At 65.1% G+C, this 24184-nt stretch carries 20 protein-coding genes and 1 pseudogene; 6 read left to right on the forward strand and 15 right to left on the reverse strand.

The window, feature by feature from the left end:
* Positions 1 to 13: 13 nt before the first annotated feature.
* Positions 14 to 358: a YggL family protein gene (locus LOY42_RS17760; protein WP_046856427.1), complete on the reverse strand. Its 345-nt coding sequence runs from the start codon at positions 356 to 358 to the stop codon at positions 14 to 16.
* 185 nt (positions 359 to 543) lie between these two features.
* On the opposite strand from LOY42_RS17760, the gene dacB reads away from it, so the two are divergent.
* Complete coding sequence (dacB, locus tag LOY42_RS17765; protein WP_139672450.1) at positions 544 to 2007, forward strand: D-alanyl-D-alanine carboxypeptidase/D-alanyl-D-alanine-endopeptidase; 1464 nt, start codon at positions 544 to 546, stop codon at positions 2005 to 2007.
* 448 nt (positions 2008 to 2455) lie between these two features.
* Here the strand turns inward: dacB and LOY42_RS17770 are convergent, their stop codons facing one another.
* From LOY42_RS17770 to LOY42_RS17790, 5 genes are all read right to left on the reverse strand, one after another.
* Positions 2456 to 3265 (reverse strand): OmpA family protein, encoded by an 810-nt coding sequence (locus LOY42_RS17770; RefSeq protein WP_102683123.1) that lies wholly within the window; start codon positions 3263 to 3265, stop codon positions 2456 to 2458.
* Entirely contained in the window at positions 3262 to 3615 is a 354-nt protein-coding gene (locus tag LOY42_RS17775) for a DUF4398 domain-containing protein (RefSeq protein ID WP_102683122.1), read from the reverse strand. The genes LOY42_RS17770 and LOY42_RS17775 overlap by 4 nt, the downstream gene beginning before the upstream one ends.
* A 9-nt stretch (positions 3616 to 3624) precedes the next feature.
* Positions 3625 to 4446 carry an ABC transporter substrate-binding protein gene (locus LOY42_RS17780; protein ID WP_139672456.1) on the reverse strand — a complete coding sequence of 274 codons (822 nt, stop codon included), beginning with the start codon at positions 4444 to 4446 and terminating at the stop codon, positions 3625 to 3627.
* Between the two features lie 87 nt (positions 4447 to 4533).
* A complete protein-coding gene (locus LOY42_RS17785) occupies positions 4534 to 5463 on the reverse strand; it encodes an electron transfer flavoprotein subunit alpha/FixB family protein (protein WP_139672459.1) in 930 nt (309 codons plus the stop codon).
* Complete coding sequence (locus LOY42_RS17790) at positions 5464 to 6213, reverse strand: electron transfer flavoprotein subunit beta/FixA family protein (protein ID WP_102683119.1); 750 nt, start codon at positions 6211 to 6213, stop codon at positions 5464 to 5466.
* A 542-nt stretch (positions 6214 to 6755) separates the two neighbouring features.
* On the opposite strand from LOY42_RS17790, the gene LOY42_RS17795 reads away from it, so the two are divergent.
* Positions 6756 to 8420: an electron transfer flavoprotein-ubiquinone oxidoreductase gene (locus LOY42_RS17795; RefSeq protein WP_139672461.1), complete on the forward strand. Its 1665-nt coding sequence runs from the start codon at positions 6756 to 6758 to the stop codon at positions 8418 to 8420.
* Between the two features lie 63 nt (positions 8421 to 8483).
* On the opposite strand, the gene LOY42_RS17800 is transcribed toward LOY42_RS17795, so the two are convergent.
* The 5 genes and pseudogenes from LOY42_RS17800 to LOY42_RS17815 form a co-directional block, all read right to left on the reverse strand.
* Positions 8484 to 10133: a hypothetical protein gene (locus tag LOY42_RS17800; protein ID WP_258598643.1), complete on the reverse strand. Its 1650-nt coding sequence runs from the start codon at positions 10131 to 10133 to the stop codon at positions 8484 to 8486.
* 189 nt (positions 10134 to 10322) lie between these two features.
* Positions 10323 to 10370 (reverse strand): annotated as a pseudogene (locus LOY42_RS26475) (hypothetical protein); the annotation flags it as partial.
* A 33-nt stretch (positions 10371 to 10403) separates the two neighbouring features.
* Complete coding sequence (locus LOY42_RS17805; protein WP_258598645.1) at positions 10404 to 11729, reverse strand: MFS transporter; 1326 nt, start codon at positions 11727 to 11729, stop codon at positions 10404 to 10406.
* A gap of 69 nt (positions 11730 to 11798) precedes the next feature.
* Positions 11799 to 12284 (reverse strand): histidine kinase, encoded by a 486-nt coding sequence (locus LOY42_RS17810; RefSeq protein ID WP_102683115.1) that lies wholly within the window; start codon positions 12282 to 12284, stop codon positions 11799 to 11801.
* A 171-nt stretch (positions 12285 to 12455) separates the two neighbouring features.
* Positions 12456 to 12932: a sigma-70 family RNA polymerase sigma factor gene (locus LOY42_RS17815; protein WP_408981063.1), complete on the reverse strand. Its 477-nt coding sequence runs from the start codon at positions 12930 to 12932 to the stop codon at positions 12456 to 12458.
* A 216-nt stretch (positions 12933 to 13148) separates the two neighbouring features.
* On the opposite strand from LOY42_RS17815, the gene LOY42_RS17820 reads away from it, so the two are divergent.
* From LOY42_RS17820 to LOY42_RS17830, 3 genes are read left to right on the forward strand one after another with little or no spacing between them, the layout of a single operon-like run.
* Positions 13149 to 14327 carry an efflux RND transporter periplasmic adaptor subunit gene (locus LOY42_RS17820; protein WP_102683113.1) on the forward strand — a complete coding sequence of 393 codons (1179 nt, stop codon included), beginning with the start codon at positions 13149 to 13151 and terminating at the stop codon, positions 14325 to 14327.
* A 1-nt stretch (position 14328) separates the two neighbouring features.
* Positions 14329 to 16287: a MacB family efflux pump subunit gene (locus LOY42_RS17825; RefSeq protein ID WP_258598647.1), complete on the forward strand. Its 1959-nt coding sequence runs from the start codon at positions 14329 to 14331 to the stop codon at positions 16285 to 16287.
* Between the two features lie 3 nt (positions 16288 to 16290).
* Positions 16291 to 17697: an efflux transporter outer membrane subunit gene (locus tag LOY42_RS17830; protein WP_139672473.1), complete on the forward strand. Its 1407-nt coding sequence runs from the start codon at positions 16291 to 16293 to the stop codon at positions 17695 to 17697.
* 60 nt (positions 17698 to 17757) lie between these two features.
* On the opposite strand, the gene LOY42_RS17835 is transcribed toward LOY42_RS17830, so the two are convergent.
* Positions 17758 to 19380, reverse strand: a complete 1623-nt coding sequence (locus LOY42_RS17835) for a twin-arginine translocation signal domain-containing protein (protein WP_102683110.1) — start codon at positions 19378 to 19380, stop codon at positions 17758 to 17760.
* Positions 19381 to 19526: 146 nt separating this feature from the next.
* On the opposite strand from LOY42_RS17835, the gene LOY42_RS17840 reads away from it, so the two are divergent.
* A complete protein-coding gene (locus LOY42_RS17840; RefSeq protein WP_139672476.1) occupies positions 19527 to 20459 on the forward strand; it encodes a siderophore-interacting protein in 933 nt (310 codons plus the stop codon).
* A gap of 70 nt (positions 20460 to 20529) precedes the next feature.
* On the opposite strand, the gene LOY42_RS17845 is transcribed toward LOY42_RS17840, so the two are convergent.
* The 3 genes from LOY42_RS17845 to LOY42_RS17855 all read right to left on the reverse strand — a co-directional run bounded on the left by LOY42_RS17845 (position 20530) and on the right by LOY42_RS17855 (position 24180).
* Positions 20530 to 21930: an aspartate aminotransferase family protein gene (locus tag LOY42_RS17845; protein WP_102683108.1), complete on the reverse strand. Its 1401-nt coding sequence runs from the start codon at positions 21928 to 21930 to the stop codon at positions 20530 to 20532.
* 247 nt (positions 21931 to 22177) lie between these two features.
* Complete coding sequence (locus LOY42_RS17850) at positions 22178 to 23500, reverse strand: ATP-binding protein (RefSeq protein ID WP_139672478.1); 1323 nt, start codon at positions 23498 to 23500, stop codon at positions 22178 to 22180.
* Entirely contained in the window at positions 23497 to 24180 is a 684-nt protein-coding gene (locus tag LOY42_RS17855) for a response regulator transcription factor (RefSeq protein WP_102683106.1), read from the reverse strand. The genes LOY42_RS17850 and LOY42_RS17855 overlap by 4 nt, the downstream gene beginning before the upstream one ends.
* Positions 24181 to 24184: the final 4 nt, after the last annotated feature.

Below are 24184 nucleotides of genomic sequence, written 5' to 3' on the forward strand. Positions count from 1 at the left end.
CCGCCGACATCGATCAGGAAGCCGGGTTGATCGGCTTTTCCGGGTACCAGGCATCCAGCAGCGGGCTGACTTCAATGCTGGTCAGTTCGCTACGGCCCTTGAGCCAGGCTTCGACAGCGGCGCGCTGCTCTTCGCTGACCGAGCCACGCTTGACGGAACAGACCAGACCGAAGTCATCGCCGCCGACATAGTCCAGGCCGTTGGCATCCATGGCATCAGCCAGGAAAGCATCGAGGAAGGCATCGATGGCTTCATCGGACAGGTCTTCCTTGAAGCCCAGGTTCAGTTCGAAACCCAGCTCCTGGAATTCATCCACGCACAGTTTCTTGCGCAGGCGACGGGAACGGTTGGTAGCCATGAAACAATCCTCTCAATTAATTACGCGCGGCACTTTACCAGTTTCCAGCGCACAACGGCGCTTTTCCGTCGAACGAGGCCCATGCAGAGCACGCTTGGGGCATAATGCGCACTATATTCGTCTTGGGGCCATCATTTCATACAGCCCCAGTGTCTTTTCCCCTCGCCCGCAGGGTTTGTCCATTTATGATCAAGACGCTCCGCCCACTGCTGTTCGCCGGCCTGTTCCTGCCCTTGTCGCTGTCCGTCCAGGCCGCCACCGTCAACACCAATCTGCCACCGAAAGTGCAACAGGCGCTCAAGACCAACAAGCTGCAGGATTCGGCCCTGTCGCTGGTCATGCTGCCGCTGGACGGACCGGGCGCGGCGACCGTGTTCAACGCCGACGTGTCGGTCAATCCGGCCTCGACCATGAAGCTGGTCACCACCTATGCCGCGCTTGAGCTGCTGGGCCCCACCTTCCAGTGGAAAACCGAGTTCTACACCGACGGCACCCTGAGCAACGGCGTGCTCAATGGCAACCTGTACCTCAAGGGCGGTGGCGACCCCAAGCTGAACATGGAAAAACTATGGTTGCTGATGCGCGACCTGCGCGCCAACGGTGTGCGTACCGTGACCGGCGACCTGATCCTGGATCGCAGCCACTTCGTGCAACCCAACCTGCCACAGTTCAACGACGACGGCGGTGACGACAACAAGCCGTTCCTGGTCAAGCCGGACTCGCTGCTGGTCAACCTCAAGGCCTTGCGCTTCGTCGCCCGTAACGACGGTGGCAAGGTCAACGTGTCGGTCGAACCACCGATCGCCAGCATCCGCATCGACAACCAGGTCAAGGCCGTGTCGGGCAAGCAGTGCACTGGCGAAGTGCGCTACAACCCGGTAGTGCAGCCTGATGGTGTCAGCGTCACGGTCAGTGGCCAGCTCGCCGATGGCTGCAACTCGCAGACCTACCTGGCGCTGCTGGATCATCCGACCTATGCCGCCGGTGCCGTACGGGCCATCTGGAACGAGCTGGGCGGCAGCATCCAGGGCCGCGACCGCATCGAGAACGTGCCCAAAAGCGCACGCCTGCTGGCCCGGGCCTTCTCGCCAGACCTGGTGGAAGTGATCCGCGACATTAACAAATACAGCAACAACACCATGGCTCAGCAGCTGTTCCTCAGCCTTGGCGCGCAGTTCCGTACCGACGCCGACGGCGACGATGCCCGTGCTGCCCAACGGGTGGTCCGCCAGTGGATGGCCAAGAAAGGCATCACCGCACCACACCTGGTGATGGAGAACGGCTCGGGCCTGTCCCGTGCAGAGCGGGTCAGCACCCGCGAGATGGCCGCGCTGCTGCAGGCGGCCTGGAAGAGCCCGTACGCGGCCGAGTTCATCAGTTCGATGCCGCTGGTGGGCATGGACGGCACCATGCGCAAGCGGCTCAAGCGCACCGCCATGACAGGCGAAGGGCACATCAAGACTGGCACGCTGAATACCGTGCGGGCTATTGCCGGGTTCAGCCGGGACAGCAACGGGCACACCTGGGCGGTGGCGGCCATTCTCAATGATCCCAAGCCTTGGGGGGCTTCGCAGGTGCTGGATCAGGTGTTGCTGGATCTTTATCGGCAGCCGAAGGTGGGGAATGGGACTGTTGGGGTGATGCCCTGACCGGGCTTGGGTCCTCAAAGTGCGGGTTTTGATTGATGTAAGCACATTCATTGGCGAGGGCGACGCATAGTCACCTTTTCGCCTTTACGGCGACCTTCTTTTGCACGCGGGCAAGAGAAGGCAAAAACCGCTGGCTCCATTCATCCGGCCCCTTCGCTTCGGGGTCCCCTCACTCCGGGCTTGCTCCGGGAGGACGCGCCGACGGGCCATCCATGGCCTGATCGGCGCTTGACGGGCATCCATGCCCGTCACCTCCCTGCGCAAACCCTGCGTTCGGCCTCCTGAAGTCGCAATTGGCGGCGCCTGGACTATTGCGCGCTTAGAAGCAGAGCAAGAGCAAGAGCAAGAGCAAGACGAAAAAGCACAAATGCTTGTTTGGCAGCTGATCATTGATTGGCTGTCGCATCGGTGCACCGATGCGACGTGCTCATGATCGAAGAGGCGGGGCTCAGCGTGCGGGGGCGAGCTTGCCCTTGTCGTCGGAGAAGACGATCTCCACCCGACGATTCTGCGCCCTGCCCCGCTCCGAGGCATTGGCCTCCACCGGGTACTGGTCACCATAGCCCTCGACCTGGATGCGCTTTTCATCCACGCCCAGGTCAACCAGCATGTCGGCCACCGATTGGGCACGATCACGGGACAGCTTAAGGTTCTCTTCCGCCGCGCCGGTGCTGTCGGTATAACCCTCGATCCGCACCACTCGACGCGGATTGAGCTGGAGGAACTGCACCAGCTTGAGCACGGTGCGGCTGGCCGAGTTCTTCAGATCAGCCTGGCCGGTATCGAACAGCACATCACCCAGGGTCATCACCAGGCCACGGTCAGTCTGCTCGGACGCCAGCGCTACAATTTGCGCCTCGACGAACTTGCCCTGCTGCTGCACGCTCGCCAGCTTGGCCTCGCGCAACGCCAGTTGCAGGCGCTGGCGCTCCAGGTCGAGCTTGGCCATGCGTTCCTGGTTCAATGCCAGCTTGGCATGCTCGCTGGCGATCTCGCTGTAGCGTTGGCTGAGGTAGGCGTAATGGCGGACATCGCTGCCGGTGCCGACATAACCGGCCAGGCGCTCCGCGCGCCCCAGCGATTCGCCGGCACGAATCACGTCACGGGGCGCGCTGCGCAGCACGTCGGAATTGTCCTTGACCTTCTGGAACGCGGCGCTGGCGTCGTCCAGCGCCGACTCGCTGCGCTGGCTGGCGCAGCCCTGCAACCCCACCAGGGCCAGCAAGGCCAACGCGGCCACGGGCGTGAAGCGGCTCATGGCTGCACCTCCAGCTGTTTGCGCAGACGCTTGATACGCGATTGCAACACCTGCAACTGCTCCTCGCTCTTCTGGTTCAGCACCCGCGCCTCGGCCAGCCGGGCATCGAGTTCGGCCTGCTCGGCGCGCATGCGTGCATCGCGATAGCTTTCACCGAGCATGTTGCTCTTGGCGCGGGCCAGTTTGTCTTCGGCCAACTTGAACTCCGGCACCTGCTCGGTGGCACCGACCGCCTTGGCCTGCTCGAGCGCCTGCTCAGACAAGCGCAGCTGTTCATTGGGTGCCGGGTCATTGGCACAGCCGGCCAGGCCAAGCACGGCCAGGGCGAGCATCAAGGGTTGGATTCTCACACACGCTTCCTACTGTTTGGGGGCACCCTGCGACGCCTGCATCTGCGCCTTCCAACGCTCGACATTGCGCTGCAACACAGCCTCGCTCGCCCCGGAGATCGGCAATTCTGTCAGCTTTTTCGCCAGTTGTCCGCGCAACCAGCTGTCGTTGCAGGCCGAGTTGTGCGACACCGCCAGATACAACCCCGGCCGGTCCACCGGCAAGCCGCGGGCGATGAGGTCGTTACCCACCCCCAGGCTCTGGGCCATGGCCATGCCCGAGTAGCGCCCGGCCAGCACATAGTCCACCTGGCCAAGCACCAGCTTCTGGAAGGCCTGCGTCAGATTCTGCGCCGGTTCCAGCTTGAGCTGGGCCTTGGCGAACGCCTCGAAGGCCGGTGTCAGACGGGCCTTCTCCGACAAGGCGCCCTGGTAGTGGGCAAGGTCGGCCGGACCGTCGAACGCCAGGGCGGCGTCATGACGGGTCCAGACCAGGTATTCATTGAGCTGCAAAGGCGGGTGGATGTAGTCCAGGCTGGTCAGCTGGGTTACCTGCATCGGCGTGTCGAGCAACAGGTCCATGCGCCCGCTGCGCACTTCCTCAAGCGCTTGTTCGCGCTTGCCGGCGTGCAACACCTCGACCTTCACCCCCAGCTCGGCGGCGACTTGGCGAAGCAGGTCGACATTGGCGCCAATCAGGTGCTTGGGGTCTTGCGGATCCTGCCAGGAATACGGTGGCGCATCCGGGCTGCCGGTGGCTACCAGACGCTCGCACTTCCCCACCGCCAAGGCCTGAGTCGACAGCAGCGCCAGCACGCAGGCCAGCCCCCCCTTGCTCCAGCGAAACGCCATGCACCCTCTCCCCACCCCTGAAAAAAATCATGAAAAAACCCGGACCGCCAAGGGCGGTCCGGGTTCTTTATAAGTGAAGCAGTCGGATCAGACCAGCTTTTCCAGCTCTGGAACCGCTTCGAACAGGTCGGCTACCAGGCCGTAGTCGGCCACCTGGAAGATCGGCGCCTCTTCGTCCTTGTTGATCGCGACGATCACCTTGGAGTCCTTCATGCCGGCCAGGTGCTGGATCGCGCCGGAGATACCGACGGCGATGTACAGCTGTGGCGCGACGATCTTGCCGGTCTGGCCGACCTGCATGTCGTTCGGCACGAAGCCGGCGTCGACTGCGGCGCGCGAGGCCCCCACGGCAGCACCGAGCTTGTCGGCCAGGGCGTACAGGTGCTTGAAGTTGTCACCGTTGCCCATGCCACGGCCGCCGGAGACGACTATCTTGGCAGCGGTCAGCTCTGGACGGTCGGACTTGGCCAGCTCTTCGCCGACGAAGGCCGACTTGCCAGCGTCGTGGGCGGCAGCCACGGCTTCGACGGCAGCCGAGCCACCCTCGGCGGCCACGGCGTCGAAACCGGTGGTGCGCACGGTGATGACCTTCACGGCAGCGCTCGACTGCACGGTGGCGATGGCGTTACCGGCGTAGATCGGGCGCTTGAAGGTATCGGCCGATTCCACCGAGATGATCTCGGAGATCTGGTCGACGTCCAGCAGCGCGGCGACGCGTGGCAGGATGTTCTTGCCGTTGGTGGTGGCCGGGGCCAGCACATGGCTGTAACCCTTGGCCAGCTCGACTACCAGCGGCGCGACGTTTTCCGGCAGGGCGTGGGCGTAGGCCGCGTTGTCCGCGACCAGCACCTTGGCGACGCCGGCGATCTTGGCGGCGGACTCGGCGACGCCACCGACGTTCTGGCCTGCGACCAGCACGTGGATATCACCACCGAGCTTGGCGGCGGCGGCGACAGTGTTCAGGGTGGCCGGGGCTACGGCACCGTTTTCGTGTTCAGCGACAACCAGGATAGTCATTTAGATTACCTTCGCTTCGTTCTTCAGCTTCTCGACCAGTTCGGCCACCGACTTGACCTTGATACCCGCGCTGCGGGCGGCAGGCGCTTCGACCTTGAGGGTCTTGGTGGTGGAGGCGAGGGATACGCCCAGGGCGTCCGGAGTGACAGTCTCCAGCGGCTTCTTCTTGGCCTTCATGATGTTTGGCAGCGACGCGTAGCGCGGCTCGTTCAGGCGCAGGTCGGTGGTGACGATGGCTGGCAGGTTCAGCGCAACGGTCTGCAGGCCACCGTCGATTTCACGGGTGACGTTGACCTTGTCGCCAGCAACTTCGACCTTGGAGGCAAAAGTGCCCTGGGCGTAACCGGTCAGCGCGGCCAGCATCTGGCCGGTCTGGTTGTTGTCGCTGTCGATGGCCTGCTTGCCGAGGATGACCAGCTGCGGCTGCTCCTTGTCGACAACGGCTTTCAGCGCCTTGGCCACGGCCAGGGAGTTCAGTTCATCGGCGGCCTCGACCAGGATGGCGCGGTCGGCGCCCAGGGCCAGGGCGGTACGCAGTTGCTCCTGGGCGGCGGTCGGGCCGATGGAGACGACGACGATTTCGCTCGCCACGCCCTTCTCTTTCAGGCGGACGGCTTCTTCCACGGCGATTTCGCAGAAGGGGTTCATGGACATCTTGACGTTTGCAAGGTCGACGCCGGAGTTGTCCGCCTTGACGCGAACCTTGACGTTGTAGTCGACCACTCGTTTGACAGCTACAAGAACCTTCATGGATTCCTCGTTACTCTCCGGTGAAAAGAAGATCGCCTGGGGACTGCCCGGCGAATGCGCGTGGGTACAAGGGCACCTCTAAAAACGTTTCTGCGCCGGCAAAGTTCAGTTGACCGATCAGTCTTGTTGCGACCTTCAGGGACAAAACCTGCGGGTCATTTTCTGTCGTGGCGTGTAGACTCCACTACAAAACCTGATTCGGCCCGTAAACCCTGCTCCACGCCTGGTCTTTAGGGGTGCACCTGCGCCCGACGGTCAGCCTACGGCGAACGCGAAAGCGCTCGTATCTTGACCGTAACACCCAATCCGGTCAATACGGCAAATTGGCCAGCCTCCAGCCGCCTACCTGCGATTCTACGGGCCTCCGGCAAATTCAAACAAACGTTTGTATTGGACCCGCCAAGTGGTGTAGATATAATGCGCGGCCAAGACAAAACGGTGTAGTCCATCACCTGCGAAGCTACAGCCTCTGCACGCCGCACGTGACCGTGAACACCCATAAAAGACAAGCAACGCGATGAGCCTTGAGTAGGAGAGAACCTGTGGAACGCGAATACATGGAATTCGACGTGGTCATCGTCGGCGCAGGCCCGGCGGGCCTGTCCGCCGCCTGCCGCCTGAAGCAGAAGGCCGCCGAAGCCGGTAGCGAGATCAGCGTCTGCGTGGTCGAGAAAGGCTCCGAAGTCGGCGCCCACATCCTCTCCGGCGCCGTATTCGAGCCGCGCGCACTGAACGAACTGTTCCCCGACTGGAAAGAACTGGGCGCACCGCTGAACACCGAAGTGAAGCGCGACGACATCTATGTGCTCAAGGATGCCGGAAGCTCGACGAAAGTGCCTGACCTGTTCGTGCCCAAGACCATGCACAACCAGGGCAACTACATCATCTCGCTGGGCAACCTGTGCCGCTGGCTGGCCCAGCAGGCGGAAAACCTTGGCGTGGAGATCTACCCAGGCTTTGCCGCCCAGGAAGCGCTGTTCGACGAAAACGGCGTGGTGCGCGGCATCGTTACCGGCGACCTGGGCGTGGACCGCGAAGGCAACCCGAAAGACGGCCTGTACACCCCCGGCATGGAACTGCGTGCCAAGTACACCCTGTTCGCCGAAGGCTGCCGTGGCCATATCGGCAAGCAGTTGATCAAGCGCTTCGACCTGGACAACGAGTCCGACGTCCAGCACTACGGCATCGGCCTGAAAGAGATCTGGGAAATCGACCCGGCCAAGCACGAGCAGGGCCTGGTGGTGCACACCGCCGGCTGGCCGCTGGACGTGATGGCCAAGGACAACACCGGCGGCTCGTTCCTCTACCACCTGGAGAACAACCAGGTGGTCGTTGGCCTGATTGTCGACCTCTCCTACGCCAACCCTTACCTCTCGCCGTTCGACGAGTTCCAGCGCCTGAAGCACCACCCGGTGATCAGCCAGTACCTCGAAGGCGGCAAGCGCATCAGCTACGGCGCTCGCGCCCTGGCCAAGGGCGGCATCAACTCGCTGCCCAAGATGGTCTTCAACGGCGGCGCGCTGATCGGTTGCGACCTGGGCACCATGAACGTGGCCAAGATCAAGGGCAGCCACACTGCGATGAAGTCCGGCATGCTCGCCGCCGAAGCGGTGGCCGACGCACTGATCGCCGGCAGTGAAGGCGGTGACCAGCTCAACAGCTACGTCAGCGCCTTCAAGGCCAGCTGGCTGCATGAAGAGCTGTTCGCCAGCCGCAACTTCGGCCCGGCCATGCACAAGTTCGGGCCACTGCTGGGCGCAGCGTTCAACTATGTCGACCAGAACTGGTTCGGCGGCAAGCTGCCCTTCACCCTGCACGACACCAAGCCGGACTATGCCTGCCTCAAGCTCGCGGCCGACTCGAAAAAAATCGACTACCCCAAGCCGGACGGCAAGCTCAGCTTCGACAAGCTCAGCTCGGTGTTTCTCTCCAGCACCAACCACGAAGAGGAACAACCCTGCCACCTGAAGCTGACCGACCCGAACATCCCGATCGCCAGTAACCTGCCGTTGTACGACGAACCGGCGCAGCGCTACTGCCCGGCCGGCGTGTACGAAGTGGTCACCCAGGAAGACGGCAACAAGCGCTTCCAGATCAACGCGCAGAACTGCGTGCACTGCAAGACCTGCGACATCAAGGACCCGGCCCAGAACATCACCTGGGTCACCCCTGAAGGCGCCGGCGGGCCGAACTACCCGAATATGTAAGCCCTGCCCTGGCGGCAAGCAAAAGCCCCCTGACCGAGAGGCCCGGGGGCTTTTTCATGGCCGCTATCCCTTGTACGAAACCACGGTGTGCGTGGTGTCCAACCCCAGTTGTTCGAGCCGCTCCAGGACATGCCGCAGGCACTGTCCGCCATCGGGCTTGTAGTGTCCGGAGGCATCGTTGACCAGACCAAGAATGTCGCTCACCGCATTGCTGGTGGTCTTGCGGTCGATGCGCATTTCTCCGGCGCACACCACCGGCTGGCCACCGCCAAGCTGGCTGTGCCGGGTATAGCGCGTACGGTCCAGGGACTGGTCCCAGAGTTTGACCAGGATGCTTTTTTGCGGGGTGTAGACCCAAGTGTAGGCATCCTGGGCAGTATTGGGGCGCAGATAGGTCAATCTGCCGCTCTTCAGCTCATAGGCCAGTATCTGACCCCGCTCCTCGCCAATTAGCTGACAGACGCCCTCAAGGGTTTCAGGCTGATAGCTGCGCCATTTCAGCACATCGATCAGCCATTGCTGCAATTGCACCGGGTAGGTGTAACCAGCAAAGTCCAGGGGCGCCGAGATATCGGCCTTGCGCCAGTCCAGCCAGTTCACCCGGCCTTGCCATGCCACGCCGCCCCTGGCCTCGATCCAGCGGTTGTCGCTCCCTACCACACGGTTGTTCAGCTGGTCATTGACCTTGAGGTCCAGCGACTGCATCTTCCAGGCCGGACCGTACCCCCCGGCACTGGTCTGGTAGATCTCGACCGAATGCAACTCATCGGCATAGATCACGCTGCGCTGGAACATCTTGGACAGGTCGACCTCGACCTGGAAGTGCGCCCCCCGCTCGAAGTTGCCGGCCAATGGCTGTCGGTGCTCGCTGCCATTGATCGAAAACGAAAGCGTATCGCCGGTTCCGGCACTGTAGTCGGCAGAGACAGCGAGGCACACGCTCAGCTTGTCGATGACCATGCTCGGTACCTGACCCCGCCTCGGACGCTGAGGCAAGTGCACCCGCCAGGCCTCGGCAGGCAGCGCCCCGCTTCGTCGCTGCAGCCAGACCTCACCCGAAATCGGAGCACTGCACAAGGTACGGGTGCCGTCACCATAGAGAAGCTCGCCCTTGGACGACAGCCGCCAGCGATCTCCCGAGGCTGCGCTCGCCTTGCCGCAGATCCCGAGCCCCAAGGTCTGCCCGGTGGTGACATTGACCAGTTGACCGTCCTTGTAGAGCCATTGCATGGCCTTGGGGTCTGGATTCACGGCGAGGCACACGCCCTCCTCGTCCGCCATCAGGTAATCATGACCATTGGTGAGCATGAACGGGATACCGCTGGGTAGGCCGTTCACGGGGTCCCCGGCACCACCACTGCCATCCAGTGCCTTCAGCTGGGTGAATTCGACCGTTTGCTGACGCTGCGCACTGTCGGTCAACAACACGGCATGGCCGTTGGCGGCCAACTCGATACGGCTGATGTGGCGAAAGTCACGCAGCGGGTGCACGCCGGTCAGTTGCTTGCCGTCACCGTAGACCACCACCCACGCCTGATCGTGAAGGTGCTGGGACTCCAGGACACAGGCAAGGCTACGGCCCCAGTGAACAACGGGGGTTCTGGCTTGATCATCCGGTTTCGTGCTGGCGGGGTTCGCAGCCGAAAAGCTCATCTGTGGCGGAAACGCCGGCAGTTGGGCCCGCGTCATCCAGGTGATGCTGAAACTGGACATGTACATTTCTCCTGACTGTATGAACGGAAGGGTCCGTCAACGATCAGTCGAAACTACGTGCACAACCTCGCAGGCGCTGTAGGGGAGCAGAGTTGCGGACACTCAAAAACCCGCCCCTGCCTGTAGGAACTGTTGACTGCCAGGCCGTAGCAGGCAGCCCTGACTTCTTCGAACAATTCCGGATGACAGTCAAGGCGCTTGAAACAACTTGATCAGCGCGACCGATGGTTGAGCCTTGCCGTTCTCGTAGCGGGAAAAGGCATTACCACCTCATTTGTCACCGCACATGAGCGGCACCGACTCGGCAACAAAGCCCAACGGCTCACGACGCCCGAAATAGAGCGCCGTCAGCAACCCGACCATGCCCATGACCAGACAAAAGCCGACACACACCCACGGACTCCAGGGCATCAGGGCGATCAGCGCCAGCGGCGTGGTACTGGCCCACAGGGCGTAGGCGACGTTGTAGGTGAAGGAGATGCCCGAGACGCGGATATCGGCCGGGAACAGCCCGACCATCACCGATGGCACTACCCCCACCACGCCACAGCACAATCCGGCCAGGGCATAGGCCAGCCAGGTCATGCCCCACTGCCCCACCAGGCTGGCGTACAGCGCGCCGATACCCAGCGGCAGCAACAGGCTGTAGATCATCAATGCCCGCCACGCCCCCATACGGTCGACCAACAGCCCGGCCAGCACACACCCGATATTGAGGAAGACGATGCCCACACTGCTCAGAGCAAAAGTATGCCCGGCGGTCATGGCAAAGCGCTGCTGCATCACGGTCGGGGTGATCACCACCAGCACCACCACCGCCGAGGTCAGCACGCACGTAAGCAACGCCGCCGGAATCAACGCCCGACGGTGTCGGCTCAGTACTCTACGCAACGGGAATGCCACAGGCTGCTCCCGCTGCTCGCGCAACGCCAGGAATACCGGCGTTTCACTCAACCAGCGGCGCAACCAGACACCGATCACGCCGAACACTCCGCCCAGCAGGAAGGGATAGCGCCAGGCGTAGTCGAGAATTTCCTGGGGCGTGAACACCTGCGCCAACAAGGTCGCGGTCAGCGCCCCGAGCAGATAGCCAAAGGTCAACCCAGCCTGCAGGAAGCCCAGCGCATACCCGCGTCGCCCGGGTGGCGCGTGCTCGGCAACGAACGTCCAGGCACTGGGCACCTCGCCGCCCACCGCCGCCCCTTGCAGGATGCGCAGCGCCAGCAGGATCAGCGGCGCGGCGTAGCCGATGTCGGCGTAGGTCGGCATCACCCCGATCAGCAGGCACGGCAGCGCCATCATCAGGATGCTCAGGCTGAACACCCGCTTGCGCCCCAGGTGATCGGCGAAATGGGCCATCAGGATGCCGCCCAGCGGCCTGGCCAGGTAACCGGTGACGAAGATCCCGAAGCTCTGCAGCAGGCGCAACCACTCCGGCATCTCGGGCGGGAAGAACAGCTGGCTGAGCGTCAGGGCAAAGAACACGAAGATGATGAAATCGTAGATTTCCAGGGCACCACCCAGCGCGGCCAGCCCCAGGGTCCGGTGGTCGCCACGGCTGAACCGTGGCGGGCGGGTGGTATCGAGCGCAGTCATGGCAGCTTCCGCAACGTGGCAAAAGGCCAAGAGAATAGCAAAAGCCTTGAGCCTGTGGCCGTCCGTGCTTCAGGAGTTGCGGCAGAACACTGTCTGCGCGAGGTTGGTGCGTCGCCGGGAATAGTTCGAGGCCCCGGCCAGCCCCGGTGGCAGGGGCAACTGCCCGACCAGCACCGGCAGGTCGATGATCGCCATGAACGACTCCAGCGCCTCGCTGTCGGGCGCATGGGGCAGGCTGATGCTGACAGCATGCCGGTCACTCGGCGGCACCGCCGGCACCTTCAGGTGCGGCGAGTGGTACAGCAGCGCATGCTGGATCTGCGAACTGACCCGGCAGAAGCGCGCCAGGTCCACCCCAGCATGGCTGGCCAGCTCGATGTTGCCCACCAGCAGGTTGAACGGTTGCAAGGCACTGTGCACCAGGCGCTGCAGGTCTTCGAAATTCTCCACCGGAGCGATCCGGTAATAACCCAGGCCATTGAGCATCCTCTCCAGTTGCAGGCGCTGGGCGGGATGCTCGTCGGCGATGAGGATGCGCATGGATTTGTTAGGCATCGTCCGGACCTGGGCAGTTAGGTGATGACAGTGGCTCCGTGACCATACTGCGCCGGGAACGGCAACGTCAGGCAGCGCGCCTGGACGGGGGGTCTTTATTGATAGTTGTCGTGAACCCGGGAGAAATCAAGTGACCGGCTCACGGAATTTTCACATCCGCCGGCATCCCGCTCAGGACTCCCACTGGCGCATGCGCATGCGGCAGTGCTTCATGGCGTTGACGATGTGCTTTTCCACCACGCTGCGGGAAATATCCAGGCGTTCGGCGATCTGCTGGTGTGACAAGCCCTCGAGCTTGCGCAGCAGGAAACTGTCACGGCAAGGCGCGCTCAACTCGCCCAAGGCCTGCTGCATCAGCGCCAGACGCTGGTCGAGCTGCATGCTGTGCGTCGGCGCGGGGCTGTGCCAACGCTCATCGCTGTCGAGCACCTCGAGCGGCTCGGCCTGACGCACCTGGTGACGCCGGTGATGATCGACCACCAGGTTCATCGCCGTGCGATAAAGAAACGCGCGCGGGTGTTCGATACGCTCGCCGCCCGTGCGCTCCAGCACGCGGATGTAGGCATCATGGGCAACGTCTTCGGCCGCCTGGCGATTGCCAAGCCGGGCAGACAGAAAGCTCACCAACTCGCGATAGTAATGTTCCACGACGGCACCTGTCGTCTCCCTGCTCGAGCGCTGGTAGGCAGGCGCAGCGGGTCTGGATAATATCAGTGTGCGATCTTACAAATTATAATTATTCGCAGCAACACACAGCCCTCCCCTTCCTGCGTTAAATCGCCACCTATCACATTCGTTTAACTGGGACCCCCGAGCGCGTGCCGCGTCGCAGCACTCGGCCACTACCCCCGGCTGGAAGCCCGCATGACACGCACATCCAATACCCGCCGCCGAGTGCTGTTCGGCGCCCTGGGCCTGGCCGGCCTCGGCAGCCTCGTGGCCTGGCAGGTCCTGCCGCTCGGCGGCGCACCGGTCAGCACCGTGCCGGTGCTGCGCGCCGACATCGAAAGTAGCGTTACCGCACTGGGTACCCTGCAACCGCGCCGTTACGTCGACGTCGGCGCCCAGGCCTCGGGTCAGATTCGCAAGTTGCATGTGGAGGCCGGTGACGAAGTGCGCCAGGGCCAGTTGCTGGTGGAGATCGACCCGTCCACGCAACAGGCCAAGCTCGACGCCGGACGTTACTCGATCGAGAACCTCAAGGCCCAGCTGGCCGAACAGCGTGCGCAATACCAGCTTGCCCAGCAGCAGTACCAGCGCCAGCACGGCCTGGCCGCCGCCGGCGCCACCCGCCAGGAAGACCTGCAGACGGCGCAGGCGCAACTGAAGGTGACCCAGGCCCGCATCGACATGTACCTGGCGCAGATCCGCCAGGCCCAGGCCAGCCTGCGCAGTGACGAGGCAGAACTGGGCTACACGCGCATCTACGCCCCCATGAGCGGTACCGTGGTGGCGGTGGATGCCCGCGAAGGCCAGACCCTCAATGCCCAGCAGCAGACGCCGCTGATCCTGCGGATCGCCAAGCTCTCACCGATGACCGTCTGGGCCCAGGTGTCCGAAGCCGACATCGGCAAGGTCAAGCCGGGCATGACCGCCTACTTCAACACCCTGGCCGGCGGCAAGCGCCGCTGGACCAGCACCGTGCGCCAGATCCTGCCGGTACCGCCCAAGCCGCTGGACCAGACCAGCCAGGGCGGCGGCAGCCCGGCCAGCGCCACCGCCGGCACCACAGGCAGCAAGGTGGTGCAGTACACCGTGCTGCTGGACGTGGACAACCCCGACGGCGCCCTGATGGCAGAAATGACCACCCAGGTGTTCTTCGTCGCCGGGCAAGCCAGCCAAGTGCTCAGCGTCCCCCTGGCTGCGCTGGATGACACCCCCGGCGACGGCGTGCGCCTGGCCCAGGTGCTGAACAGCAAGGGCCAGGTCGAGGCACGCCAGGTACGCACCGGCTTGAGCGACCGCCTGCGGGTGCAGGTTCTCGAAGGCCTGAACGAAGGCGAGCGCCTGGTCATCGGCCTGCCTGCCGCCAGTGGGGGTTGAGATGGCCACGCCCCTGATCGAGCTGTGCGACATCCGCAAGGTCTACGGCGGTGTCGATTCGCCCAGGGTCGAGGTGTTGCGCGGCATCAGCCTGAGCATCCACCCCGGCGAGTTCGTCGCCATCGTCGGCGCCTCGGGCTCCGGTAAATCGACCCTGATGAACATCCTCGGCTGCCTCGACCGTCCCACCTCGGGCAGCTACCGCTTCGCAGGCCGGGACGTGGCCGAACTGGACAGCGACGAGCTGGCCTGGCTGCGTCGCGAAGCGTTCGGCTTCGTGTTCCAGGGCTATCACCTGATCCCTTCGGGCTCGGCCCAGGAGAACGTCGAGATGCCGGCCATCTATGCCGGCACCCCGCCCGCCGAGCGCCATGCCCGCGCCCACGCCCTGCTCGAGCGCCTGGGCCTGGCCAGCCGCACCGGCAACCGCCCGCACCAGTTGTCCGGCGGCCAGCAGCAACGGGTGTCGATCGCCCGGGCGCTGATGAACGGCGGGCACATCATCCTCGCCGACGAGCCCACCGGCGCCCTCGACAGCCACAGCGGCGCCGAGGTGATGACCCTGCTCGACGAACTGGCCAGCCAGGGCCATGTGATCATCCTCATTACCCACGACCGTGAAGTCGCGGCCCGCGCCCAGCGGATCATCGAAGTGCGCGACGGCGAAGTGGTCAGCGACTCACCCAGCCAGCCATCGGCCGACATCCCCCGGCAATTGCAGGCCGACGACCTGCGCCAGCGCCTGGACCGCGGTGCCACCCAGCGCGGCGCCTGGAAAGGCGAACTGGTCGAGTCCCTGCAGGCTGCCTGGCGGGTGATGTGGATCAACCGCTTCCGCACCGCGCTGACCCTCCTCGGTATCATCATCGGGGTCGCCTCGGTGGTGGTCATGCTCGCGGTCGGCGAAGGCAGCAAGCGCCAGGTCATGGCGCAGATGGCCGCATTCGGCTCGAACATCCTTTACCTCAACGGCAAGCACTCCTCCGAGGAACTGATGGGCATCGTCACCCTCGACGATGTCGACGCCATCGGCGAACTGCCCCAGGTCAAACGGGTCATGCCGGTAATCGGCGACAAGCTAATGGTGCGCCACGGCAACAAGGGCGAGCAGTTCTACGTTGGCGGCAACAACACCGGGTTCCCCGAGATCTTCAACTGGCCCGTGGTCGAGGGCAGCTTCTACAGCGAAGCCGACGAAGCCAACGGCGCCGCCGTGGCGGTGATCGGGCAGAAGGTGCGTGACAAGATGTTCGGCCCGGGCAGCCATCCACTCGGCCAGTACCTGCTGATCGGCAACGTGCCGTTCCAGGTGATAGGGGTGCTCCAGGGCAAAGGCGCCAGCTCCGGCAGCGAGGACAGCGACGAGCGCGTGGTGGTGCCCTACTCCGCCGCCGCCATCCGCCTGTTCGGCAGCCGCGACCCGGAATACGTCACCATCGCCGCCCTGGACTCCAGCCGGGTGAAGGAGACCGAGCAGGCGATCGAGCGCCTGATGCTGCAGCGTCACCAGGGCAAGCATGACTTCGTCCTGACCAACGACGCCGCGTTGATCCAGGCCGAGGCCCGCACGCAGAACAGCCTGTCGCTGATGCTCGGTGCGATTGCCGCGATCTCCCTGCTGGTGGGTGGCATCGGCGTGATGAACATCATGCTCATGACCGTGCGCGAACGCACCCGCGAGATCGGCATCCGCATGGCCACCGGCGCGCGCCAGCGCGACATCCTGCGCCAGTTCCTCACCGAGGCGGTGATGCTGTCGATGGTCGGCGGCGTGACCGGCATCGTCCTGGCCCTGGCCATCGGCGGCAGCCTGTTGCTGGCCGACATCGCCGTGGCCTTCGCCCTGCCCGCCATCCTCGGCGCCTTTGCCTGCGCCGTGATCACCGGCGTGGTGTTCGGTTTCATGCCGGCCCGCAAGGCCGCCCGCCTCGACCCGGTCAAGGCCCTTACCAGCGAATAACCCATGACGATCCCCTGCCGTATCAGCTTGCTGGCCCTGAGCCTTGGCCTGGCCGCCTGCAGCACCCCACCGCCGCCTGCGGCGAACATCGACGCCCCGCCGGCCTGGCAAGGGCCGACCAGCGCCAACCAGGCCCTGCCGGACAACCAGTGGTGGCGCGCCTTTGCCAGCCTGGAACTGGACCAGTTGATCGAGCGCGCGCGCTCGAACAGCCACGACCTGGCGGCAGCCGCGGCGCGGGTGCGCAAGGCCCAGGCCATCGCAGTGATCGCCGGGGCGCCATTACTGCCAGAAGTACAGCTCGGCCTGGATGGCAGCCGGCAGCGCCTGTTGCGCGGTGAAGGCAACAGCCAGCTCGACGCCAGCAGCAGCGAGCGCACCAGCACCTCGTTCGGCACCCGCCTGAGCGCCAGCTACGAGATCGATTTCTGGGGCGGCCTGCGCGCCACCCGCGACAGCGCGCTGCGCAGCCTGGATGCCAGCCGCTTCGATCGCCAGACAGTCGAGCTGACCCTGGTCAGCGCCGTGGCCGACAGCTACCTGCAAGGCCTGGCACTCGACGAGCAACTGCGCATCGCCCGGCTCAACCTGGACAATGCCCGCGACGTGCTGGGCCTGGTCGAAGCCCGCGAACGTTCAGGCTCGGCCACCCGCCTGGAACTGGCCCAGCAGCGCAGCCTGGTGGCTGCCCAGGAACGCCAGCTACCGTTGCTCGAACAGCGTCGCCAGGACAACCGCATCGTCCTCGCCACCCTGCTGGGCGACCCGGTGCAGGCCCTGCCCGACAATCGCGAAATGATCAGCAACGTACAGTGGCCCAGCATCGGCAGCGGCGTGCCCAGCGAACTGCTCGGCCGGCGGCCGGACATCGCCGCCGCCGAGGCGCGCCTGGCGGCGGCCAGCGCCAACATACAGGTGGCCCGGGCGGCCATGCTGCCTCGCCTGATACTCGGCGCGAACCTGGGCAGCGGTGCGCGCACCCTGCCCAATGTCTTCGACAGCCCCTACTACACCCTGACGGCCGGCCTCGCCGCGCCGATCTTCAACAACGGCCGACTCAGCGCCGCACGGGACCAGGCCAGCGCCGAACAGGAGGAATTGCTGGAGCTGTACCGCGGCAGCATCCTGGCGGGCTTCGCGGATGTGGAGAAAGCCTTGAACGCCATTGCCGGTGTTGAACGCCAGCGCCGCTGGCAGGACCAGGAGGTGGAGCAGGCACGCATCGCCTTCGACCTGGCCCAGCAACGTTACGCCGCCGGCGCCGAGACCCTGCTGACAGTACTGGAGACCCAGCGCACGCTGTATCTGGCCCAGGACCAGCAGGCGCAACTGCGCCTTGAGCAGTTGCAGGGCAGCGTGGCGCTGTACAAGGCATTGGGTGGGGGCTGGCAGACGCCGGTCAAGCTGTAGGGCACGCGACAAGTCCCTGCAGGCGCGGGTTTGCCCGCGCTTGCAGGGGCACAGGGTGCATCAGGGCACGATGTTTTTCAGTGACAGGTGGCGCGCGTACCAAGGGCGTTGCGGCACCTTGCGCAGCAGGCTATCGAGCTTTTCTTCGTTACCGAACGTGATACGCAGGGCCAGCTTCATGGTCTCGACGTCCATCTCCACCGACTTGCCCAGGCGCATGCCTGGCTGCGTGCTGCAGCCATGGGTGTCCGGGCCCAGCCACGGGTCGCCGGCTTCGACCCAGCGACCCGGGGCGAACCAGGGCACGCCATTGACCTCCAGGCGCCGTACCTGACCGGGGTGATAGCGCTCATGGGCACGGAACCAGTCGTCGATGCGGTCGTCGATCCAGCCATGGAAACCCCAGAACACCGGATTGACATGGGACGAGAACGGATCGCCGAGAAAATCGTTTTCGGGCTCGAACCAGCGCGCGGCAAAGTCTGCCTGGTCACGGGCGAACGGCACCGGCGCGCCATTGTTCGGATCACGCGGCACCGACGCCCAGCACATGTGCAGCCAGTCGTGCAGGTTCATCTCCAGTTCCGAACCGAAGGCCCCAAGGGTCAGCTTCGACAGGTACAACGGGTCCTGGTACTGCGACTCCCACACCTGGAAGTTGCTGCAGTAGGTTTCGCCGGCCTTGATCGCCCCAACCCACTGGCCATAGGCTTCGTCGCCCGGCGCCTGCCAGGTCGGCGGCACGCAGTAGCCGTCGTGGTTGTCGAAATAGCGGGCAAAGCCTGCGCGGTCGAACTCGACGCTCGGCTGCGGCAGCGGGAAGCGCTGCCACGAGGGCAGGTCCTGCAAGGTGCGTGCATACATCAGCATGTGCCGGTGCATGAACAGGAAATCGATGCCCGAGCCATTGCGGTGCTTGCGCGGGCCACGGGCATCGCGCTCATGGTCCCTGGGCCCGGGCTGCCAGCCCAGGCCACGCAGGGCGTCCTGCTTGTTCCGCGGCAATTTGTGCCACTGGTCACGGGTGGCATGCCAGAGCTGGTGGAACAAGCGGTGTTCGGCACCGACCACCCAGGCCAGCATCTCGGGGGTGTAAGGCAGGCGCTCACGGGCCTCGGGGAACAATCGCTTGACTGCGACGAAACGGCTGTCGGGCACCGGCAGCGTCAGCGGCCGATCCAGACGCTGCACGCGCCCGGTCAGCGTGCCGCTGCCGGCATTGGCGAACTCGGCCCAGACTTCGTCAAGGCTGGCCACGCACTCATAGCCCGGCCCGCCATGCTGGTTGACCAGCCGCCAGCGCACCTGCGCGCTGCTGGCGCCGACCAGGTCGCCCAGCACCCGGTAGACCGGCTCGCCAGCCCCACGCAAGCGCTCGCCGGTATCGACGAAACCGCGCAGGCCGCGCCCCTTTGTGGCAACGTCGAGGAACATCTCGACACCTTGCTGGGGCAGCCCATCCAGGCCGCGCTCGGCACCCTCGAAGCGGATTTCCCAGACGCCGCGCAGTTGGTCCGCGAGCATCTGGCCTGCGTAGTCGGCCAGCTCGACGCTGGCTTCCCCAGGCGTGACGATGTCGTCCTCGGGGTCATGGGTCAGTTGCTTGTGCGCGTAATAGGCCGCCGTGCCTGTGGCGCCTGCCACAGCCAGGCCGGCGATGAATCCTCGTCGGGAAATTGTCATTGCGCCTCAATCCGTCTTCGCGTGCCGCGACTGCTATCCAAGCTAGAACGTAGGCGGGCCAGGGAAATTTAGGCGCGGCTCACCCGGCTAATTAACCGCGCAGTGCGCTCGTCTGATGGGTATCTCCCGCTGACAGAGGCATGCCCATGACCTCCCCGCTTGCCCGCCTGGCACCTGCTGCCCAGGCCACGCCCTACCGGCTCTTCGACCTCGATCTCAAGGCCATCGAAACCCTGAGCCCCTCACTGACGCGCTTCGTCTTCACCGGCGAGGACGTCGCGCAGATGACCACCCTGGCCCCCGACCAGCGTGTGAAGTTGCTGTTTCCGACGCCAGCCGGCGCGCCACCCAACCTGCCCAAGCACGCGCAATGGCAGCAGGCGCGGCGCGAACTGCCGGCGCAAGACATGCCATCCATGCGCACCTACACCATCCGCGCCCTGCGCCGCGAGGCGCTGGAGGTGGATGTGGACTTTGTCCTGCACGGCGTCAATGGCCCCGCCTCGGCCTGGGCCACCCATGCCCGCATCGGCGACCGCCTGCAGATGGTCGCCCCCAACCTGGCATATGCCGACGACCCCGGCGGCTATGAATGGAAACCGCCACGCAGCGCCCGGCGCATTCTGCTGGTCGGCGACGAAACCGCCCTGCCGGCGATTGCCGGCATCCTCGAACAGCTGGCCGCGACCGCGCCGGATCTGCCAGTCGAAGCGTTCATCGAAGTGCCGTTGGAAGCCGACTGTCTCGACCTGCGCCAGAGCCCGGCCACCCGCCTGCACTGGCTGCCACGCGACCTGCTGCGCAGTGAGCACGGCCAAGGCATGCAGCACGCCGTGCGCGAGCTGGCCAGCCTGCCGGCGCCGCGTGGCGCGTCGACGGTCGAGCTGGAAGACGTGGATATCGACGAAAGCATCCTATGGGAACAGGCCTGCGGCGAACACGGCGACTTCCATGCCTGGGTCGCCGGGGAATCGGGGACTGTCATGGACATCCGCCGCTACCTGATCAAGGAGCGCGAGCTGCCACGAGAAAGCCTGACCCTGATGGGTTACTGGCGCGCCGGGCGCGTGTTCGACTGAGGCACAGGCAGGGGCGCCTTGCGCCCCATCGCCGGCAATGGACGAAGGGGCTGAACGCAGCCCCGGAACATCAACCGGCCTTGACCGCCGCCGCGACGGCTTCGGCAAATCTTGCCGCCACTTCATCGATCTGCTCGGCACTGATGATCAACGGCGGCAGGAAGCGCACCACAGCACCATGGCGACCGCCCAGCTCGAGGATCAGGCCGCGGCGCAGGCACTCGCGCTGCACCTTCGGCGCCAGGCTGCGGCATGCCGGCGGATGCCCCTGCGCGTCGCGCTTGCCCGCCGGATCCACCAACTCCACGCCCAGCATCAAGCCACGGCCACGAATATCGCCGAGCTGCGGATAGTCCTGCTGCAACCGCTGCAGGTGCCCACGCAAGCGCTGGCCCATGGCCTCGGCGTGCTCGCACAGACGGTGCTCGACCAGGTACTTCATCACCGCGGAGCCCGCCGCCATCGCCATCTGATTGCCACGGAAAGTGCCGGCGTGCGCACCCGGCGACCACTGGTCGAGCCAGTCGCGGTAGACCATCACCGCCAGCGGCAGGCTGCCGCCGATGGCCTTGGACAGGGTGACCACGTCAGGCACGATGCCCGCGTGCTCGAAGGCGAACATCTTGCCAGTGCGGGCGAAGCCGCTCTGGATCTCGTCGACGATCAGCGCCACCCCGGCCTGCTCGGTGATCCGCCGCAGCCCGCGCAACCACTCGATATCGGCAGGGATCACACCGCCCTCGCCCTGCACCACCTCGACGATCACCGCCGCTGGCAGCGCCACCCCGGCCTCGGGGTCGTTCAGCAGGTTTTCCAGGTAGTGCAGGTTGGCGCGCACGCCCGCCTCGCCACCCAGGCCGAACGGGCAGCGGTAGTCATAGGGATAGGGCAGGAACTGCACGCCGTTGTTCAGCAGCGCGCCAAGGGGCTTTTTCGGCCCCAGGCTGCCCATCAGGCTCAGGGCGCCCTGGGTCATGCCATGGTAGGCGCCCTGGAACGCCAGCACGGTGCTGCGCCCGGTCACGGTACGCACCAGCTTGAGCGCGGCCTCCACCGCATCGGTGCCGGTCGGGCCGCAGAACTGAATCTTCGCTTCGCCGCGCAGGCCCTCGGGCAACAGCCCGAACAGGTCCTGGACGAACTGGTCCTTGACCGGCGTGGTCAGGTCCAGCGTATGCAGTGGCAGCTCGTCAGCCAGCACGCGCTGGATCGCGTCGATCACCACCGGATGATTGTGACCCAGGGCCAGCGTGCCGGCACCGGCCAGGCAGTCGATGAATTGACGGCCCTCGACGTCCTCGACGTACAGGCCTCGGGCGCGCTTGAGCGCCAGCGGGATGCGTCGCGGGTAGCTGCGGGCGTTGGACTCCTGCTGTTGCTGGCGCAACAGCAGGGGCGAATCCTCGAATTCGTACAGGGGGCGCGGCGCGGTGGCCGGCAGCACCTGGGCAAGGCTGGAAGCGGTCGACATCGGAAAATCCCTCGCAAGCAAGCGAATGTGCCCGCCACGCGCCCTGTAACCGGATGTGTGTCGGGTTCTTATCGCTTGAAAAACGCTTCAGCGAGGTGCGGATTTAGCGGTTGCCGTCGGATTTGTTGAGGATCTGCGGCCTCTGTCACGGGGCAAGCCCGCTCCCACGCCATGCACTGGCCCGGCAAGAGCAGTCGCGCGGATGCGAATTGCGTGGGAGCGGGCTTGCCCCGCGATAGGTATGAACTCAACTCCCCGAGCGTGCCGGCACCTGCAGGCACACCCGCAAGCCATCGGCCTGGCTGTCGAAACGCAGGTTGCCAGAACAGCGCTGGACGATGGCCTGGACGATCGCCAGCCCCAGGCCGCAGCCACCGCTCTGGCCGTTGCGCCAGAAACGCTCGGTCAGGTGTTCGAGATCTGCCGGCGCGATACCTGGACCATGATCGCGCACGAGGAAATCCACCTGGCCGTCCTGCGCCTGCACATCCAGCTCCACGGCGGCATCACCGCCATGGCGCAGGGCATTGTCCAGCAGGTTGCGCAGTGCCGCCACCGCCAGCGGCGCCGGCATGCCCAGGTAGACCCTGGCAGCCTCCTCGGGCAGATGCAGGTGAATACGGCGGTTGTCGCCGCCCCCGGCATCCTCGATGGCCTGCCGGGCAACCTGGGCGGCGCTGCACTGCACACCGTCATCGAACGACAGGCTGCCCTCGACCCGCGCCAGCATCAGCAACTGCTCCAACGTGCGGTGCATGCGGTCGGTACCCTGCTCGGCGTGTTCCAGGGCCTGTTCGCGCACCGCGCCGTCAGTCATGCGCGCCACCTGCAGGTGGGTCTTGATCGCGGTCAACGGGCTGCGCAGTTCATGGGCGGCGTCGTCGGTCAGGCGGCGTTCGCGTTCGAGGGTCTGGGCGATGCGCAGGAACAGCTGGTTCTGGGTGTCGAGCAGCGGTTGCAGTTCGCTGGGCAGGCCGGCCACCTGCAACGGCTCGACGCTGTCGGCGCGGCGCCTGCGCAAGGCGTCGCGCATGCGATTGAGCGGTTCCAGGCCCTTGCCCAAGCCGATCCACAACAACCCCAGGCTGCCCAGCAGGGCCATCAGCACCGGTGCCGAGGCCGCCAGCAGGATCGACTGGTTCAGCGCCTCGCGCTCCTGATGACGGTCGGCGGTGGTGATACGCACGTCGCCATGGTTGTAGGTAAAGGTACGCCATGAGGCGCCATCGATGGTCTGGTCACGGAACCCACTGCGCTCGTCGTCCATGGCGCCATCGTGCTTGTGGTTGCTGGCGAGGATCTCGCCACGCAACGAGCTGACCTGGCAGGCCATGCCATCCGGCACACTGAACTGGTCGGCGGAGAAATGCGCGTCCTGCCCCTTGGCGGTCAGCGGCTGCGGCAACTGGTCGATCAGCCCCGCGACCATGCGCGCCGAGGCCACCAGCCGCTGGTCGAGGGAAAACATCATCTGCTGGCGCAAGTCACGCAGCATCCACGCCGCCGCCAGTGCCCAGATGACGATGAACACGCTGCCGAGGATCAGTGACAGGCGTACCCGCAGGCTCATGATGCGGCCTCCTCCGGCGCCTGGGCCGGGCCCAGGCGGTAACCCAGGCCGCGCACGGTCTCGACGATGCTGTTGCCCAGCTTGCGCCGCAGGTGGTGGATATGCACGTTCAGCGCATTGCTCTCGACTTCGTCGCCGAAGCCATAGACGCAATCCTTGAGCTGCTCGCTGGAAAGCACGCGCCCCGGGTTCTGCAGCAGCGCCTGGAGCAGCGCCTGTTCGCGCCGCGACAGGTCCAGCGGCCGACCAGCCAGGGTCGCCTCGCAACTGCTGGGGTCGTAGCGCAGCGGACCATGCTCGATCACGTTCACCGCCCGCCCGGCCACTCGACGCAGCAGGGTGTGCAAGCGGGCGGCGAGTTCGCGCAGGTCGAAGGGCTTGAGCAGGTAATCGTCGGCGCCGGCCTGCAGGCCATCGACCCGGTCGGTGACCGCGTCACGGGCGGTGAGCACCAGCACCGGCAGGATCTCGCCCTGCTGGCGCAGGCGGCGCAACAGCTTCAGGCCATCTTCGTCGGGCAGGCCCAGATCGAGGATCATCACGTCGAACTTCGCGGTCTGCAGCATCTGCCGAGCCTGCGAGGCGCTGGCCACCCGGTCCACGGTCAGGCCTTGGGCCGAGAGACCGGCGCAGATGCCGCTGGCGATCAGGTCATCGTCCTCGCAGAGCAGAACGTGCATGGGG

It is taken from the genome of Pseudomonas sp. B21-023 (assembly GCF_024749165.1).
GTDB lineage: Bacteria > Pseudomonadota > Gammaproteobacteria > Pseudomonadales > Pseudomonadaceae > Aquipseudomonas.